Origin of the sequence: Erwinia typographi (assembly GCF_000773975.1) — a bacterium.
Taxonomy (GTDB): domain Bacteria; phylum Pseudomonadota; class Gammaproteobacteria; order Enterobacterales; family Enterobacteriaceae; genus Erwinia; species Erwinia typographi.
In genome coordinates this window covers 31,806-50,971 of sequence record NZ_JRUQ01000097.1, presented here as the reverse complement: position 1 = coordinate 50,971, position 19,166 = coordinate 31,806, and the positions used below count along the sequence as shown (strand labels likewise).

Here is a 19,166-nt window from a genome sequence, read left to right as displayed (position 1 = left end):
AGCCCCTTTTGTGTTGGTAGCGCTGAAGGGGCGTTTTTTCCCTGGAAGGTCAAAAGAGGGATTTCGCTCTGAAACTAACAAAAAAGCACAAAAGGAATCGTTTGCCTGGCAGGGCTGGCGCGATTCAGCACGAAAAGCCTATCGGTAGCGTTTGGACACTCAATTTAGCGCAAACTTAACATTGCTGGTTTTCAGGCCCTCCTATAATTAACTTCTTTTTTGAGAATAATCACTCTCATTACTATTTTGTTTCCTCCATAGTGAGACTTCACCATGCGCTTAAAAACCCTCTCAGCGAGCCTGATATTTTTGCTGGCTGCCTGTGACCAGCATGTCACACCAGCAGCCAGTAGCCAGCCAACCCCGGTAGGGGTAATGACGCTGCGTAGCGAGCCCGTTACGCTTTTTACCCAACTGCCCGGACGGACGACTGCCGTGCGGACGGCCGAAGTTCGTCCGCAGGTCAGCGGTATCATTCTTAAACGCCTGTACAAGGAAGGGAGCGAGGTGAAGGCGGGCGAGTCGCTGTATGAAATCGATCCGGCCAGCTATCAGGCGACGTACGACAAGGCTGAAGCCACGCTGACTAACGCCAACAGGCTGGCCCAGCGCTACAAACCGCTGGCGGCGGCGCATGCCATCAGCGGGCAGACTTATGACGATGCCGTCGCGGCCGCCCGCGAAGCGCAGGCCGATCTGGAAACCGCACGCGTCAACCTGAACTACACCAAAGTGCGCGCGCCTATTAGCGGTCATATCGGCCGCTCCCTTTCCACGGAAGGCGCGCTGGTGACCAACGGCCAGACCAGCTATCTCACCACCATTCAGCAGCTTGATCCTATTTATGTCGACGTCAGCGAGTCTTCGCAGGACCTGCTGCGCCAGCGCGCGGCGCTGGCAGACGGCAGGCTAAAGGCGGTAGGGGACAACGCGGCGGCGGTGAAGCTGACGCTGGAAGACGGCAGCGGCTATGCGCAGGAAGGCAAGCTGGAATTCTCGGAAGTGACGGTTGATGAAGGCACCGGCAGCGTAACGATGCGCGCGTCATTCCCTAACCCAAACCGGGTACTGCTTCCCGGCATGTTCGTTCACGCCAGTTTCCCACAGGGCATTGCTGAGCAGGGCATTCTTGCGCCGCAGGAAGCCATCATGCACGACAGCAAAGGCAATCCTTACGTCTTCGTTGTTAACGCGGATAGCACCGTGGCCCAGAGGAGCATTACCACTGGCGAAACGATCGGCGCTAAATGGCTGGTCACTTCAGGACTGAAGTCCGGGGAGCGGGTGGTCGTCGATGGCCTACAGAGCATCCGTGCCGGTGCGAAGGTGACGGCGAGCGAAAGTCAGGAAAAGTCGGCGCCGCAGGCCAATCTGACCACCACCGATCCTTCAGCGCAGTAGAGGAAATCTGATGTCTAAATTCTTCATTGAACGCCCCATCTTTGCCTGGGTGGTGGCGATCATGGTGATGCTGGTCGGCGGTCTTGCGATCCTTAAACTGCCGATCAACCAGTATCCCAATATTGCCCCTCCGGCCATTTCGGTGCAGGTTACCTACCCGGGCGCCAGCGCGGACACCGCGCAGAACACCGTGGTTCAGGTTATCGAACAGCAGCTGAGCGGCCTTGATAACATGCGCTACATCGAGTCGCAGAGTAACAGCGACGGCAGCGCCACCCTCATTGTGACCTTCGATCAGGGGACCGACCCGGACATCGCCCAGGTTCAGGTGCAGAACAAAGTGTCGCTGGCCGAGTCTCAGCTGCCGACCGAGGTGACTCAGCAGGGCATTAACGTACGTAAGTATCAGGCTAACTTTATGCTGGTCGTCAGCCTGATCTCTACCAATGGCAAAATGAGCAACGGCGATCTCGCCGATCTGCTGGTTTCCAAACTGGAAGATCCGATTTCCCGCACCAAAGGCGTGGGCGACTTTATGGTGATGGGATCGGAATACGGGATGCGTATCTGGCTCGATCCGGCCAAATTGTATAAATACCAGCTGATTCCGGGCGACGTATCGACGGCTATCAGTCAGCAGAACGTCCAGATTTCCAGCGGTAAGCTGGCGGGGCTGCCGACTACGCCGGGCGCAAAATTCAGCGCCACCATCATCGGTAAAACGCGTTTGCAGTCGGTGAAACAGTTCGAAAATATTCTGCTCAAGGTCAATGCGGACGGTTCGCAGGTGCGCCTGCGCGACGTGGCTAAGGTCGATCTGGGGCCGCAGGATTACAGTATCTCCGCCACCTACAACGGCAAGCCTTCTGCCGGTATCGCGCTGCGTCTTGCCAGCGGAGCCAACGTGCTGGACGCCATTAACGCGGTCCAGGCCACCGTTGACGCTCTCAAGCCGTCGCTGCCGGACGGCGTGGAGGTGGAGTTCCCCTACAATACTGCGCCGGTGGTGAGCGCCTCGATTGAAGAAGTGGTGAAAACCCTGTTCGAAGCGATTGCGCTGGTCTTTCTGGTGATGCTGCTGTTCCTGCAAAACCTGCGCGCCACGCTAATCACCACGATGGTGGTGCCGGTAGTGCTGCTGGGGACTTTTGGCATTCTGTCCGCCTGCGGCTACACCATCAACACCCTGACGATGTTCGGGATGGTGCTGGCGATCGGGCTGCTGGTGGATGACGCCATTGTGGTGGTGGAAAACGTTGAGCGAGTGATGCACGACGAGGGGCTTGATCCGAAAGCCGCAACGATAAAATCGATGGAGCAGATTCAGGGCGCGCTGTTTGGCATCGCGCTGGTGCTCTCGGCGGTGCTGCTGCCAATGGCTTTCTTCAGCGGATCCACCGGGGTTATTTACCGCCAGTTCTCCCTGACGATCGTCTCGGCGATGGCTCTGTCGGTACTGATGGCGCTGATCTTCACCCCAGCGCTGTGCGCCACGATGCTGAAACCGGGTTCAGCCGAACACAAAACCAAAGGCATGGCGGGCTGGTTTAACCGTAAATTCGATGCCGGCACGCTGCATTATACCAACAGCGTTGGCACGGTGATTTCCAAACGCAATCTGTTCCTGGTCATTTATCTGGTGCTGGTGGCCGCGACCGGCTATCTGTTCACTCGCGTGCCCACCTCTTTCCTGCCGGATGAGGATCAGGGGGTGATGATGATGCAAACCACGCTGCCTGCCAATGCCTCCAGCGAACGAACTCAGCAGGTGCTGGATGAGATCCAGTCCTGGCTGCTGAAAAACGAGCCGGAAGTCAGCTCGGTGTTCTCGCCAAATGGGTTCAGCTTCTCGGGGCGCGGGGAAAACACCGCCATGTCATTCGTGTTGCTGAAGCCGTGGGCGCAGCGTAACGCTGACCAGACGGTACAAAAGCTGGCGCAGCGCACGATGGCGCATTTCTCTACGTTGCAGGATGCCAGGGTATTTGCCTTAGTACCGCCTGCGGTAATGGAACTGGGGAACGCGACGGGCTTCGATTTCTTCCTGCAGGACACCAATAACCAGGGGCATGAGGCGCTGATGGCCGCGCGCAATCAGTTCCTCGGCATGGCGGCGCAGGACAAGCGCCTGATGGCGACCCGGCCGAACGGAATGGAAGATGAGCCGCAGTATCATCTGATTGTTGACGATGAACGCGCGCAGGCGCTGGGGCTGAGCCTGGAAGATATCAACAACACGCTCTCCACCGCGTGGGGCTCAACCTACGTCAATCAGTTCATCTACAACGGCCGCGTGAAGAAAGTCTATTTGCAGGGTAATGCCGGATCGCGCGTCTCGCCTGAAGATCTGAATAAGTGGTATTTCCGCAACAGCAGCGGCGAGATGGTGCCTTTCTCGGCCTTTGGCAGCGGGAAATGGGAGTACGGTTCGCCTCGCTATGAGCGCTTTAACGGCGTCTCTGCGGTAGAAATTATGGGATCGCCAGCGGCTGGCTACAGCTCGGGCGACGCGACAAAAGCCGTGGAGGAGATTGCCGCCAAACTGCCCGCGGGCTTCAGGGTGCAGTGGCACGGCCTCTCTTATGAAGAGCAGAGTTCCGGCTCGCAGACGCCTGCCCTGTATACCATTTCGATCCTGGTGGTGTTTCTCTGCCTGGCGGCGCTATATGAGAGCTGGTCTATTCCCTTCTCGGTGGTGCTGGTGGTGCCGCTCGGCGTGCTCGGCACCATTCTGGCGGTGCTGATGCGCGGGCTGGAGAACGACGTGTTCTTCCAGGTCGGACTGCTCACTACCGTCGGCCTGGCGGCGAAAAACGCCATTCTGATCGTGGAGTTCGCTAAAGAGCTGCATGAGAAGGGGGGCAAGGGGCTGGTGGAGGCGGCGCTGGAAGCCGCAAGGTTACGTATCAGGCCGATCATTATGACCTCGATGGCTTTTGTGCTCGGCGTGCTGCCGCTGACGATGTCCAGCGGGGCTGGGGCAGGTAGCCAGCACTCGATCGGGACGGCGGTGGTTGGCGGGATGATCACCGCGACCTTCCTCGCCATCTTCTTTGTGCCGATGTTTTACGTCGTGGTGGCGCAGCGTTTCTCTGGTAAGAAAAAAACCAAAACTGAGGTGGAAAATAATGCTTCATAAGACTTTCTCGCTGGCTGCCCTGCCGGTAGCGGTGATGCTGGTGCTGAGCGGCTGTACCATGGAGCCAAATTATCAGCGGCCTGCGCTGCCGGTGGCGGCGCACTACGACCAGCAGGGCAACGTCCAGCCAGGCAACGGGGCAGATATCAGCTGGCAGAACTTCTTCACCGATCCGATGATGCACAAGCTGATTGCCCTGTCGCTGGAGAATAACCGCGATCTGAGAGTGGCGGCGCTGAACGTCGACGTCGCGCGTTCACAGGTGCAAATTGACCGGGCAGCATTGCTGCCTTCGGTAGACCTGAGCGCTTCGCAGACCGCAGCACACCTGCCGGGCAATCTTTACAACACTTCTTCTACCGGGCCGGTCACCTACCATGAGCTGAACACCAGCCTGGGCGTGACCGCCTGGGAGCTGGACTTCTTTGGTCGCTTGCGTAGCCTGCGGGATCAGGCGCTGGAAAGCTATCTGGCTACCGCCGCTACCCAGCGCGCTACGCAAATCAGCCTGATCGCCGAAGTGGCCTCGGGCTATCTGTCGCTGTGCTCTGATAACGAGCTGCTGAAGCTGGCGCAGGATACGGTGAAAAGCCAGCAGGATTCCTATAACCTGACCAAACGCAGCTTCGACGGCGGCATCAGCAGCGAGCAGGATCTGGTGCAGGCCGAAACCTCGGTGCGCACGGCGCAGGCGGATGTGGCTTCCTACACCCGCCAGGTTCGCCAGGATGTGAACGCGCTGGCCCTGCTGGTCGGCACCAGGCTGCCGTCCGATATGCTGGCCAACGCGCGTCTGAACAAAGACTGGCACTTCCCGGCCACGCCGTCCGGCCTGCCTTCGGATCTGTTGACCCGTCGCCCGGATATCATCTCCGCCGAGCATGAACTGAAGGCGGCTAATGCCAACATCGGCGCGGCGCGCGCGGCCTTCTTCCCCAGCATCAGCCTGACCGCGTCGGGCGGCTCGACGTCGAGTAGCCTGGGTCATCTGCTGGAGGGCGGTACGGCGGCCTGGTCCTTTGGGCCGAGCATCACGCTGCCCATTTTCGACGGCGGGGTCAATTCGGCGAACCTGGATATTGCGCATTTGCAAAAGCGCATTGAAATAGCTGACTATGAAAAGTCGATTCAGACGGCGTTCAAAGAGGTTGGCGACGCGCTGGCTGGTCAGGACACCTACCTGGACGAGCTGAAGGCGCGCGAGCAGGATGAACAGGCGAATCAACGTAATTACGATTTTGCGCATATCCGCTATGATGAAGGCGTGGATAGCTACCTCAACGTGTTGGTGGCGCAGCGTTCACTGTATGCGGCGCAGCAGTCGCTAATAACCACTCGTTTAGGGCGGTTGAACCAGCAAATTACGCTGTATAAAGCGCTTGGCGGCGGATGGAAATCATGATTTCCCTGATTTTCTTACGAAATCCTTACGTTCTGAGGATGGAATTTAACCAGCCCGCTCGCCCATAATAGCGTCAGGCCAGCCATGTTGGCCTGACCTTTTTTCAGGCGGAAGCATAAGCCTCCGTTGAACCCTTTGCCTTACTTTACTCAACAGAACCTCATGATCTCAACGACTAAGAACACTTCATCTTCCCGACGTAGAAAAATCCTTATAGCGATCCTGGTCATTGTCGTTGCACTGTTGGCCTGGCGTTTCTGGCCGCACAGCGGCAATCATGCTGGCGCTCCAGGCGGTATGGGGGGGATGGGCGGACACGGCGGGCCTGGTATGATGTCGGGAATGGCGACGCCAGTGCATAGCGGGCAGGTGACGACGGCGGACGTGCCGGTTTATCTGAACGCGCTGGGTACGGTGATTCCCAACGCCACGGTGACGGTCACCAGTCGTGTTGACGGACAGCTGGTGAAAGTGTTCTTTACCGAGGGGCAAAAGGTTGAGGCCGGGCAGGTGCTGGCGCAGATCGATCCGCGCAGCTATCAGGCGACGCTGGCGCAGTACCAGGGCGATTTGAGCGAGAATCAGGCGCTGCTGAAAAGCGCCGAGCTGACGCTGGCTCGTTACCGCAAGCTGTTTGCTCAGGACTCGCTCTCCCGCCAGGATCTGGACACGCAGATCGCCACCGTAGGGCAATACAGCGGTACGATTAAAGCGGATGAGGCGCAGATCGCCGCTGCTAAGCTGAACCTTGAGTTTGCCAAAATCACCTCGCCGATTGCCGGACGCGCTGGTTTACGGCTGGTGGATGCGGGCAATATGGTGCACAGCACGGATACCACCGGCATCGTGACCATCACCCAGACGCAGCCTGCCGCCGTGACCTTCAGCGTGCCGCAAAGTAATATCCCGGTCCTGCTGAAATCGCTGCACAGCGGCCAGAGCCTGCCGGCCATCGCCTTCGATCAGGAGGGGAGCAGCCAGCTGGCGGAGGGCAGCGTGCAGTTTATCAGTAACCAGATTGATACCAGCACCGGGTCGGTAGCGCTGAAGGCGCTGTTCGCCAACAAGGATGAGGCGCTCTATCCCAATCAGTTCGTTAATCTGCGTCTGCAAACCGGCACGCTGAAGCAGGCCACGGTGATCCCTGCGCAGGCGCTACAGCTGAGCAGCGACGGCAGCTTTGTCTACGTGATCAATAAAGATCTGACCGTGACGCGCAAAGAGGTGAAAACCGGCCCGACGCTGGGCGAGACGCAGCAGGCGATACTTTCCGGCGTCAGCGCTGGTGAGCAGGTGGTGACTGAAGGCATCGATCGCCTGAGTAACGGCAGCAAAGTGAAGGTGATTACCGCAGAAGAAACCAAGGCCGCTGGCGGGAGCGCGAAAGCGCAATGAATCCTTCGCGCATCTTTATCGAACGTCCGGTTGCCACCATCCTGCTGATGGTCGCGGTGATGCTTTCCGGGATCTTCGCCTACCGTTTACTTTCCACCTCGGCGCTGCCGCAGGTGGATTACCCAACCATTCAGATCACCACGCTTTATCCGGGAGCCAGCCCGGACGTGATGGCGTCATCGGTCACGGCTCCGCTGGAGCGTCAGCTTGGACAGATGGCCGGTCTGAGCCAGATGGCCTCCAGCAGCTCTAGCGGCTCATCGGTGATTACGTTGAAATTCTCCCTCGACCTGTCGCTGGACGTGGCCGAACAGGAAGTTCAGGCGGCAATCAACGCGGCGGACAGCCTGCTTCCTGATGATTTGCCTAACCCGCCGACCTACAAAAAAGTCAATCCGGCCGACACGGCGGTGATTACCCTGGCGGCCAGTTCGGACACGCTGCCGCTGATTAAAGTGCAGGATCTGGTTAACACCCGCATTGCGCTGAAGCTTTCGCAAATTTCCGGCGTGGGTATGGTTACGCTGGCGGGCGGCCATCAGCCTGCGATCCGCGTGCAGGTGGACCCGAAAGCGCTGGCCGCTCACGGGCTGACGCTGGAAGACGTCAACACGCTGATCGGCAACAGCAACGTTAACGGCTCGAAGGGCGGTTTTGACGGCCAGTATCACTCGGTGACCATTGATGCCAACGACCAGCTGCGCACGGCGGAAGAGTACGGCAACCTGATCCTGACCTACCAGAACGGCTCGGCGCTGAGGCTGCACGATATCGCCCATATCCAGCAGGCGGCAGAGAATACCTTCCAGACCGCCTGGGCCAACAATACGCCAGCGATCGTCATCAGCGTGCAGCGTCAGCCCGGCGCTAACGTTATATCGGTGGTCGATGCGATAAAAGCTCAGCTGCCGACCTTGCAGGCTGCGCTGCCGGACGGCGTGAAGGTGCAGATCCTCTCCGATCGCACCCAGACCATCCGTGCGTCAATCAGCGACGTGCAGTTTGAGCTGATGCTGTCGGTGGCGCTGGTGGTGATGGTGACCTTCCTGTTCCTGCGCAACGTGGCGGCTACGCTGATCCCCAGCATTGCCGTACCGCTGTCGCTGATCGGCACCTTCGGCGTAATGTACCTGGCAGATTTCAGCCTGAACAATCTGTCGCTGATGGCGCTGACCATCGCCACCGGTTTCGTTATTGATGATGCGATAGTGGTGGTAGAGAATATCTCGCGCAGGCTGGAGCAGGGCGAGACGCCCATGCAGGCGGCGCTGAACGGCTCCCGGCAAATCGGCTTTACCATTATTTCACTGACGTTCTCGCTGATTGCCGTGCTGATCCCGCTGCTGTTTATGGGCGACGTCGTCGGGCGACTGTTCCGCGAGTTTGCGATTACCCTGGCCGTCTCGATTCTGGTGTCGATGGTGGTGTCACTGACCCTGACGCCGATGCTGTGCGCCTGGCTGCTGCGCCATATTCCCGAAGAGCGTCAGAGCCGCTTCTACCGCAAGGGCGGAGAGTTCTTTGATAAGTTGATCGCGGGTTACGATCGCCTGCTGACCATCGTCCTCAACCATCAGCGCCTGACTCTGCTGGTGGCGCTGGCGACGCTGGTGCTGACCGGGCTGCTCTACATGGTTATCCCGAAAGGTTTTTTCCCTTCCCAGGACACCGGGCTGATCCAGGGCGTGACCGTGGCGTCTCAGGATATTTCGTTTAGTGAAATGGCTAAGCGCCAGCAGCAGCTGGCGGCGATCGTGCTGAAGAATCCAGAGGTGGAAAGCCTCTCTTCGACCATCGGCATTGACGGCACCAATACCAGCCTGAACAGCGGACGGCTGCAAATAAACCTTAAACCGTTCGATGAGCGGGATGAGCGCGCGGATCGGGTGATTGCCGAGCTGAAGCAGGCCACTCAGGACGTGCCGGGCATTCAGCTGTATATGCAGGCCTCGCAGGATTTGACGGTCAACGACCAGGTCACGCCAGATCAGTATCAGTTCTCGCTGGATGATGCCGACAGTGAGAATCTGGTCAACTGGTCGCCGAAGCTGGTTGCCGCGCTGCAAAAGCGGCCTGAGTTCAGCTCCGTAGTGAGTAATCTTCAGGATCAGGGACAGGTCGCCTACGTTGAGCTGAACCGGGATGTGGCGGCGCGCTATGGCATTACCGCTGCCGATGTGGATACCGCGCTGTACAACGCTTTTGGTCAGCGTCTGGTCTCCACCATCTTCACCCAGTCGAATCAGTATCGCGTGGTGCTGGAAGTTGCGCCTGCCTGGCAAAAGTCCCCGGCCTCGTTTGATGATATTTATCTCGCGCCGTCCAGTAGCTCAACCAGCAGCTCAGATTCTGACTCGTCCAGCAGCAGCTCAGATGACGACAGTAGCACCAGTACCAGCACTACCGGGATGGTGAAGCTGACCGCGATTGCGAAAATCCATCAGCGGATCGGTTCTCTGACGCATATGCGCCTCAATCAGTTTCCGGCGGTTACCGTCTCCTTCAACCTTAACGACGGTTACTCGCTGGAGGACGCGCAAAAGGCCATCGCCGAAACGCAGCAAAGCCTGGCGCAGCCTTCCAGCATTACCCTGCGCTATCAGGGAGAAACCGCGGCCTTCCAGAGCGCAACCAGTAATACGCTGTGGCTGATCCTGGCCGCGCTGCTGACCATGTATGTAGTGCTGGGTATTCTTTATGAAAGTTTTATTCACCCGGTTACCATCCTTTCGACGCTGCCTTCCGCTGCGGTGGGCGCACTGCTGACGCTGCTGCTGGCGGGTACGGAGTTCAGCCTGATCGCGCTTATCGGGGTGATCCTGCTGATCGGCATTGTGAAAAAGAACGCGATCATGATGATCGACTTCGCGCTGGATGCGGAGAAGAACCAGCACCTCAGCCCGCGTGAGGCGATTCATCAGGCCTGCCTGCTGCGCTTCCGGCCAATTTTGATGACGACCATGGCTGCGCTGATCGGCGCGCTGCCGCTGATGCTGGCCTCCGGCTCCGGCGCGGAGCTTCGCCAGCCGCTGGGGCTGGTGATTGTTGGCGGACTGATCTTCAGCCAGGTGCTGACGCTGTTTTCCACGCCGGTCATCTACCTGTGGTTCGATCGTATGGCGGAGCGTGGACGTCGCAGAATGCGTAAAGCGGTAGATCGCGGATGAATATCACTCGCCTGTTTATCTTCCGGCCGGTTGCCACGCTGCTGCTGCCCCTGGCGCTGCTGCTGCTGGGCGTGCTGGGCTATCGCCTGCTGCCGGTGGCGCCGCTGCCGCAGGTGGATTTCCCGACCATTATGGTCACCGCCAAGCTGGCCGGGGCCAGCCCGGAGACGATGGCGGCGACGGTAGCTACGCCGCTGGAGCGATCGCTTGGCGAGATCGCGGGCATTACCGAGATGACCTCCAGCAGTTCGCAGGGCTCAACCAATATTATTTTGCAGTTCGATCTGAGCCGGGATATCAATGGCGCGGCGCGTGACGTGCAGGCGGCGATCAACGCCGCCCGCAGCCTGCTGCCCAGCAGCATGGCCACGCTGCCCACCTACCGGAAGGCCAACCCGTCCGACGCGCCGATTGTGATGCTGGCGCTGACCTCGACAACCCGTTCGAAAGGCGAGCTGTACGATATTGCCGACAGCAAAATCGACCAGAAAATTGCTCAGGTTCAGGGCGTCGGCGATGTGTCGCTGATGGGCAGCGCGCTGCCCGCCGTCAGAATCGATCTCCAGCCGCAGATGCTGACTCAGGCTGGTATTTCGCTGGATACCGTGCGCGCGGCGATAGCCAACAGCACCACCAATTTGCCAAAAGGGCTGTTGCAGGGCGATCGCCAGTCCTGGGTTGTCGACGGCAATGGCCAGATCGATCAGGCCAGCCAGTACAGCAAGCTGATCGTCAGCTATCAGGACGGCAAGGCGATCCGCCTCAGCGACGTAGCCACCGTCTATGATTCGGTGGAAGACAAGTACAACGTTGGCTACTACAACCAGACGCCTTCGGTGATGATTGGCGTGACCCGCCAGGCGGGAGCCAATATGCTGGCTACCATCGACGCGATCAAAGCGCAGCTTCCGGCGCTGCAAAAAGACTTACCGGCGGACGTGTCGCTGAAAATCGTGGTGGATCGCGGACCGAACGTCCGCTCCTCGCTTTACGATACCGAAGAGACGCTGCTGGTGGCGGTATTGCTGGTGATCGGCGTGGTCTTCGTGTTCCTGCGAAATGCTCAGGCGGTGCTGATCCCGGCGTTGGCTCTGCCGGTGTCGCTGATTGGCACCTGCGCCGTAATGTATATGCTCGGTTACAGCCTGGATAACCTGTCGCTGATGGCGTTGATTATTGCCACCGGCTTTGTGGTGGACGATGCGATTGTGGTGCTGGAAAACATCACGCGCTATATCGAAGAAGGGCTTAGTCCGGTTCGCGCCTCGCTGAAGGGTGCGCACGAGGTGAGCTTTACCGTGCTGTCGATGACCCTGTCGCTGGTGGCGGTGTTTATTCCGATCCTGCTGATGGGCAGCATCGTGGGGCGTTTGTTCCGCGAGTTTGCGGTAACGCTGACGGTTTCCCTGATTATCTCCATGCTGGTGTCGCTCAGCCTGACGCCAATGCTCTGTTCGCGACTGCTGAAGCGCAAGCCAAAGGTTAGCACGCGACCACACCCGGTTTATCAGTGGATTGAAAATGCCCTCAACAGTCTGCTGGCGGCCTACTCATCGGCGTTGAACTGGGTGATGCGCCACCAGCGGCTGACGCTGTTCAGCCTGATCCTGACAATCCTCCTCAACCTGTTCCTCTATTCGGTGGTGCAGAAAGGCTTCTTCCCGAATCAGGATACCGGCCTGCTGATGGGGATGCTGCGCGCCGATCAGAACGTCTCGTTCCAGGCGATGGAGCCGAAGCTTCAGCAGTTCGCCAAAATGATTGAGCAGGACCCGGCGGTGGACGGGGTGATGTCCTCCATGGGCAGCGGCGCGTTTGGCTCGCGCAACACGGCGAACTTCTTCGTGCATCTGAAGGATTTCGACCAGCGCGACGCCACGGCCACCGAGGTCGCTAACCGGCTGAGCGGCAAATCCAGCAACATCCCCGGCGTGCAGCTGTTCCTGATGGCCGCGCAGGATATTCATATCGGCGGACGCAGCGCCAACGCCAGCTATCAGTACAGCCTACAGGCTGACGATCTGGACACGCTGCGCATCTGGACGCCTAAGGTTAAAGCCGCGCTGGAAGCCATTCCGCAGCTGACCAGCGTCGATTCGGATTCGCAGACCGGCGGCCAGGAGGTGATGATCACTATCGATCGCGATCGGGCGAAACGGCTTGGCGTGGATGCGAACATGGTCGATACGCTGCTGAATAATGCGTTTGCCCAGCGGCAGGTGGCGACCCTGTATAAAACGCTCAACCAGTATCACGTAGTGATGTCGTTGCAGGACGCCTACACCCGCGATGCGGATATGCTGCAAAAAATGTACGTGGTCAACGATCAGGGGGATCGGGTGCCGATCTCCGCCTTTGCCAGCTTCAGCGGAGCTAATGCGCCGCTTTCGGTCGCGCACCAGGGACAGTCAGCCACCAGCACCATTGCCTTTAACCTGGCCGATGGCGTTTCGCTGGAGCAGGCTCAGGCGCTGATTAAAACGGCGATGGCAAAGATAGCGCTGCCGGATAGCATCCAGGCCGGATTCCAGGGCACGGCGAAAGAGTTCGCCGCGCTCTCGGCCTCCATGCCGTGGCTGATCCTGGCCGCGCTGGCCGCCGTGTATATCGTGCTCGGGGTGCTGTACGAAAGTTACATCCACCCGCTGACCATTCTCTCTACGCTGCCTTCTGCCGGCGTGGGCGCGCTGCTGCTGCTGTTGCTGACCAACACCCAACTGACGGTGATCGCGCTGATCGGCATTCTGCTGCTGATCGGCATTGTGAAAAAGAACGCTATTATGATGATCGATTTTGCGCTGGCCGCCGAACGAAATCAGGGACTGTCGCCGCAACAGGCGATTACTCAGGCCTGCCTGATGCGCTTCCGTCCGATTATGATGACCACGCTGGCCGCCTTCTTCGGCGCGCTGCCGCTGGCGTTGGGCAGCGGCGGTGACGCCGACCTGCGCAGCCCGCTGGGGCTGGCGATTGCCGGTGGCCTGGCGCTTAGCCAGCTATTAACTTTATTCACCACTCCGGTGGTGTACCTCTATCTCGATCGCGTCAGCCGTGCCACTAAGCGCCAGTGGGCACGCCTGCGTCATGCTGAATAACGATGATGAAAATGACTAAACTGACCCCTGTTTTGCTGGCTCTGCTGCTTAGCGGCTGCGCCGTCGGCCCTGATTATCACCGTCCTGAGGCTGCCGTACCCAGCCAGTACAAAGAAGCCAAAGGGTGGCAGCAGGCTAAGCCCCAGGATGCCGATGCCAAGGGCGAATGGTGGGCGGTATACCATGACGAAACGCTGGCCGGGCTGCTGCGGCAGGTTTCGGTGTCCAACCAGAATGTGGCGCAGTATGAGGCGCAGTATCGCCAGGCGAAGGCGCTGGTTTCCGAGTCACGTTCCGACCTGTTCCCCAGCGTAACGGGAACCGGCGCTTCCACCCGTAGCGGCAGCGCGGGCAGCAGTACCACCGGCAGCGGACGGACGGTCAGCAACAGCCACTCTCTGGAGGCGAGCGCCAGCTGGGAACTGGATATCTGGGGCAAGCTGCGCCGCACGCTGGAGGAGAACAAGGCCAGCGCGCAGGCCAGCGCCGCCGAGCTGGCGAATATCACCCTCAGCGCGCAGTCAGAGCTGGCGCAGGACTATTTTCAACTGCGTATTATGGATCAGCAGATCGCCCTTTATCAGCAGAGCGTGCAGGCCTATCAGCGCTATCTGACGGTGATCAACAACAAATATCAGGCGGGCAGCGAATCCCGCGCCACCCTGGCGCAGGCGCAGGCGCAGCTGGAGAGCGCCCGCGCGTCGGCGCTGGATCTCAGCTGGCAGCGGGCGCAGACGGAACACGCCATCGCCATGCTGGTGGGCAAAACGCCGGCGGAGTTCAGTCTGGCGGCCGCGCCGCTGACGGCAACGCTCCCCGCAATCCCCACCGCGCTGCCGTCTGAACTGTTGCAGCGTCGACCGGACATCGCCTACGCAGAACGCAACGTCGCCGCGGCGAATGCGGCCGTTGGCGTCGCGATCGCCGGTTATTACCCGGACCTGACGCTCAGCGCCACCGGCGGCTTTTCCAGTTCGACATTCCACAACCTGATTTCCCTGCCGAACCGCGTCTGGTCGCTGGGACCGGAGCTGAGCGGCACGCTGCTGGACTTCGGCGCCACCTCGGCCAAAGTCGAGCAGGCCCGCGCCGCGTATGATGCTGACGTGGCCAGCTACCGCCAGGCGGTGCTGAACGGTTTCCAGGAAGTGGAGAACTATCTGGTTGAGCTGAACACCCTACAGGATGAGATGCTGGCTCAGCAGCGGGCGACGGAGGCGGCGAAGGAGTCTGCTCGTGTGACCTACAACCAGTATCAGGCCGGGATGATTGACTACCTTGACGTTGCCACCACCGAGAACACCAGCCTCAGCTCACAGCAAAGCCTGCTGACGCTGCAAAGCACGCAATGGATTGCCAGCGTGGAGCTGATCGCCGCGCTGGGCGGCGGCTGGAACGCGACGTCGCTTTAGTTTTTAACCGTGCGGCAGGGGATGGCCGCGCTTAAGGGCATGGCGCGCTGGTTACAGCCGGGCCACTAGCCGGGTCAACCGGTGAAACTCTTCAACCGCCACGGGCGGCAGCTTCTGGGTTAATCCACGCTGGACCAGGGGAAGCCGCGCCTGTAGCTGCTCGAAAATAGCCTGGCCGTTTCCGGTTAGCGACAGCAGCGAGCGGCGGGCGTCGTTAGGATCGCGCGGATCGGACATGATTCGGGTGCGCACCATGCGCATGACGATCCTCACCGCATTGCTCTCTTCGATGGAAGCCATCTGTGCTGCGGTACGAATATCAATGCCTGGCGAGAGGGAAACAACCTCCATCAGGGTGAAAAGCGAGGTGCTGATATTTTCATCGACGCGTTCGCGCCACAGGCGACGGTAATTCCGGCAGGCCTGGCGGAGAAAAAACCACGGGTAGTGGGTTAACGGTGGAATAACCGGATTCTCCGCGCTCTCCTCAAATTCCGCCATCTCCTGAAGCGGACTTTCTTCGCTCAGCATCGCCCAGCTTTGCACCAGCGCGGCCTGTTCGGCAGCGCTGAGCGGGGCCATCAGCTGGCGATCAACGGTTTCCACCAGCGACGCCATTTCGGCGAGCAGCATGACGGCTTCCGCTGAGAGAAACAGCATGGAGCGGCGTGAATCAGCCGGGTCTTTGCGGCGCTCAACCAGCGACTGCTCCGTCAGGCGCTTAAGGATTGGGCCAATCGTCGCGCGATCGACGCCGGTGCGATCGGCCAGCTCATAGTGGCCGATGCCCGGCTTATACAGCAGGCCATTCAGCGCCAGAAACTGCGGCTGCGTAAACCGATTGTTGATGGTATTGCGCCACAGCGCCGTGCTGACCTGATCGGCTGTCGCCAGAGCAAAGCCGGAGCTGGTTAACATGGTTGTCCATTTAGTCTTCATAGGCTGCGGCGCGTCTCGCTATTCTCCCGATCGCGGAGGCGTTATTATTGTTTCTGTCTGGCGGTAAAGTTGTGAATAATATTCTCCAGCAGGCGGGCGATATTGTTATCCCCGTTGTTCACCGGCAGCGCGCCGGTAAAAATGATCGAGCCTACCGAAAATACCGCGCCGCCGCCGCTGTGTTCCACCAGTACCATATCGGAACGAACGTTGCGATTATATCGCGCGTTGAGCTGGTTCGATACCGTTGTCACATCTTCAGGAACCGGGACATACCATTCGCTGTGCGGCTCCGAGGTGGCAAGGATGATGGCATCGGCGGGCGTGCCGTAGTGAACATCGGCCCGATCGATTTCATCGCCGCTGGTGCCATTCATAATCAGGCCGAAATCGCCCACCACCTGCTCTTCGATTCCGGCAAAGACCCAGGCGGCATCGGGCTGATAGGAGCGCTCGCTGCGGCGGTATCCGGGGGCTTTATTATCCCAACCGTGCGCGCCCATCCCCACGCCAAACAGCCGGTGCGCGCTGCGTCCGCGGCTGCGCCAGATACCGCCCAGCTCGCCAGTGCTGGCATGGTAACGTTCTCCCGGCTCGGCGTCCCAGTGGCGTAATCCCTCTGATTTACGCACCTCAAGCAGATGCGGTAAGCCGTCGAAGGGCGTGGTCACCCAGTAAAAACCGTCTCCGCCCAGATACATCAGGCCACCGCCGTCTTTCACATGCTGTTCGAAGGCATCCAGCATCGGGGCGCTGTAATATTCCGGGTGGCTGCCGGTGATCACGGTCTGATAATTTTTTAGCACGCTGGCGCTTTCCGCGTGAAGATCGTGCTCGGTGATGACATCAAACGGCTCGTCCCTTTGCGTCAGGAACCACACCATATAGAGATCGGCGGAGAACCGCCGGGGAGCATGAAATCCCCAAAAACGGTAGTCAGGCCGCATATTGGGGATCGGACGCAGCGAGCTTGAATAGGCCACGCCGGAGCCGTCGTTATGCAGGTCGTAGTGGCTTTTACCCCACTCCTGATGAAGGGCGACTAAATCTTCCCAGTTACCGGTTTCGACAGGAATTTCGCTGCCCTGCTCGAAATCGCCCTCCGTCAGATGCTCATTGGCATAGGCAATATAGGTATAGGTAGCCATCACCATCGCAATTCTGGCCCCCGAAGGTTTACCCAGCGGAGGGCGAATCACCAGCGGAATATAGTCATCATTCAGCCCGTTCGCCCTGAGCCGCACGGCATAGGCGCCGCTCGGCAAAGACTCCGGCAGGGTGACGCTGGTGGTTACCGGCCAGCAGGCGTCGGCGAGGTCGTCGTCGTGAAAATGAATGGCGTCGTACTGGGACGGTTCTTGCTTCCAGTCATGAACATCATTGCGCCAGTCCGGCCCGGTCATCGCCCTGGTTGGCGCATTGACCAGCTTCAGGTCGCAGCCATTGCCACTGATATCTGCAACGGACTGCGTGCTCATTGCGTTTTCAAATGCCCAACTGGCAAGCGGCTGACCGTCGACGGCTAACAGCGGTCGGGCAATCTTGCCGTTATAAACGCCCTCGGGGAAATGCTGCTCGCCGTGTTTCTTAACCGATATGGCCGCAATAAGCACTTCGCTTGATCCGGCCGCCTCTCTGCCTGGCCCGGTAAAGTACAGCGGCAGTTCGTCGTTATCATTCAGGCTAATCCAGCTTTTTTCCGCGCTCAGCTCAAGCGCAATATGCCGCCACTGCCGGAGCGGAACCGGAGGCGTGGTTAATAATGTCTGCCCCTCGCAGCTAAACACCAGCCTGCTTTCACTGTCCAGGGCAAGGAGAAGATCAAGACCCGGCAGGCTGACAATGCCTTGCAACCCCTGCGCTGGGGGCAGGGTGGGCCACACTGAAAGCGAAAGTTGCAAAGAGGACGCAGACGGAAGGTGAATCGCTTTCTGGCTGACGGCCCAGGAGCCGATCGGCGTTTGCTGTTCGCTGGCGTGAACCTGCTGAACGGCGATCTGGTCAACGGGTTGATAAATAAACCCTGGTCCCAGGGGGTTATCATCGCCGTGGATCAGCCGTACTACGTCTACGGACACGTCGCTGACGCTGCTGCCGATCATCACGTCCACGCTTTCTCCGGCGCGGCAGCTCAGGGCAGAGAGATAGCCAATCAGATACATAGCGCTTCCTTATTTCGACTTGTGGATATAGTAGCGAACGGCTTCCAGCGCGGCGGCCATCACCAGCACGCCGCCGGTGATAATGCCGCTCAGCTCGGTGCCAATATCAAGTAAAATCAGACCATTGCGCAGCGTGCCAATCAGCCATACGCCAACCAGTACGCGCCAGATGGTGCCCTTGCCGCCGGTAAACGGCACGCCGCCCAGCAGTACGGCAGTCAGGATAATGACCTCAAAACCATCTCCGAGCGTGCCGGAGGGCGCACTGTTCAGGCGCGCAATTTGCAGCAGGCCTGCGATGCCCACCGCCAGCCCGGTCAGGGCATAGAGCAGGGTGACCACCAGCCGCACGCGGATGCCGATCAGGAAGGCCGCCCTGGCGTTCACGCCGATGGCGATGATTTGTCGGCCAATCGGGAAGCAGGTGGTGGCAATCACGCTAATCAGACAAATAAGCAGGGCGACAATGACCAGGTTTGGCAGGCCGAGCGTGCTGTCGGAACCAAAATTTGCGAAGGCGTCAGGGAAGCCATAAATGGACCCCTGGCCCAGGTACTGCGCCAGGCCTCGCGCCGCCGCCAGACCGCCAAGCGTCACCACAATTGGAGAAAAGGAGAGCAGCCCGATCAGCACGCCGTTCAGCAAACCGGCGGCAATGCCAACGGCCAGACCAACGAGGATGCCGGGAACCAGCCCCCACTGGTTCAGCGCCAGTCCTGCCGAGACGCCTACCAGAGCCAGCACGGAACCCACCGAAAGATCGACATAGCCCGCCATCATCAGCATGGCGAAGATCGAGGCGACGATAAACGTCGGAGCATTTTGCGTGGCGATGGCCAGCAGGTTATCGGCGGTGAAGAAAACCGGGGTCTGCCAGGAAAACCAGGCCATCAATAGTACGGTAGCAACCGGCAGGATCCAGCGGGTGATCAGCAGTCCCAGGCTTTTCAGGCCGCCGGAGGAGCGGAGTTCGCTGCGCTTCAGCGAGGCGCGCTGGGTCTTTTTAAACGTTTCAGACATAATGTATCGCCATAAACAGAGGGAAATAATGCAC

General features: G+C 59.4%; 10 protein-coding genes. 7 read left to right on the top strand and 3 right to left on the bottom strand.

Annotated features, from left to right (window positions below):
• The first annotated feature begins 273 nt into the window (after nucleotides 1-273).
• From NG99_RS25685 to NG99_RS25655, 7 genes are all read left to right on the top strand, one after another.
• Nucleotides 274-1,401 (top strand): efflux RND transporter periplasmic adaptor subunit, encoded by a 1,128-nt coding sequence (locus tag NG99_RS25685; protein ID WP_034899348.1) that lies wholly within the window; start codon nucleotides 274-276, stop codon nucleotides 1,399-1,401.
• 10 nt (nucleotides 1,402-1,411) lie between these two features.
• Nucleotides 1,412-4,540 (top strand): efflux RND transporter permease subunit, encoded by a 3,129-nt coding sequence (locus tag NG99_RS25680; protein ID WP_034899346.1) that lies wholly within the window; start codon nucleotides 1,412-1,414, stop codon nucleotides 4,538-4,540.
• On the top strand, nucleotides 4,530-5,942 hold the full coding sequence (locus tag NG99_RS25675; protein ID WP_034899344.1) for an efflux transporter outer membrane subunit: 1,413 nt from the start codon (nucleotides 4,530-4,532) through the stop codon (nucleotides 5,940-5,942). Before NG99_RS25680 ends, NG99_RS25675 begins: the two co-directional genes overlap by 11 nt.
• Before the next feature lie 162 nt (nucleotides 5,943-6,104).
• A complete protein-coding gene (locus NG99_RS25670; protein ID WP_034899341.1) occupies nucleotides 6,105-7,337 on the top strand; it encodes an MdtA/MuxA family multidrug efflux RND transporter periplasmic adaptor subunit in 1,233 nt (410 codons plus the stop codon).
• The gene (locus NG99_RS25665; protein ID WP_034899340.1) at nucleotides 7,334-10,504 is read left to right on the top strand and encodes an efflux RND transporter permease subunit; all 3,171 of its coding nucleotides are present in this window, start codon (nucleotides 7,334-7,336) and stop codon (nucleotides 10,502-10,504) included. Before NG99_RS25670 ends, NG99_RS25665 begins: the two co-directional genes overlap by 4 nt.
• Nucleotides 10,501-13,599 carry an efflux RND transporter permease subunit gene (locus NG99_RS25660; protein WP_034899338.1) on the top strand — a complete coding sequence of 1,033 codons (3,099 nt, stop codon included), beginning with the start codon at nucleotides 10,501-10,503 and terminating at the stop codon, nucleotides 13,597-13,599. Before NG99_RS25665 ends, NG99_RS25660 begins: the two co-directional genes overlap by 4 nt.
• 5 nt (nucleotides 13,600-13,604) lie before the next feature.
• Nucleotides 13,605-15,011 carry an efflux transporter outer membrane subunit gene (locus NG99_RS25655; protein WP_157032718.1) on the top strand — a complete coding sequence of 469 codons (1,407 nt, stop codon included), beginning with the start codon at nucleotides 13,605-13,607 and terminating at the stop codon, nucleotides 15,009-15,011.
• Between the two features lie 51 nt (nucleotides 15,012-15,062).
• Here NG99_RS25655 and NG99_RS25650 read toward each other — a convergent pair whose 3' ends face one another.
• The 3 genes from NG99_RS25650 to NG99_RS25640 form a co-directional block, all read right to left on the bottom strand.
• Nucleotides 15,063-15,929, bottom strand: a complete 867-nt coding sequence (locus tag NG99_RS25650) for a MarR family winged helix-turn-helix transcriptional regulator (RefSeq protein WP_034899336.1) — start codon at nucleotides 15,927-15,929, stop codon at nucleotides 15,063-15,065.
• Between the two features lie 65 nt (nucleotides 15,930-15,994).
• Nucleotides 15,995-18,112 (bottom strand): N,N-dimethylformamidase beta subunit family domain-containing protein, encoded by a 2,118-nt coding sequence (locus NG99_RS25645; RefSeq protein ID WP_052130886.1) that lies wholly within the window; start codon nucleotides 18,110-18,112, stop codon nucleotides 15,995-15,997.
• Between the two features lie 9 nt (nucleotides 18,113-18,121).
• Complete coding sequence (locus NG99_RS25640; RefSeq protein ID WP_052130885.1) at nucleotides 18,122-19,132, bottom strand: ABC transporter permease; 1,011 nt, start codon at nucleotides 19,130-19,132, stop codon at nucleotides 18,122-18,124.
• Nucleotides 19,133-19,166: the final 34 nt, after the last annotated feature.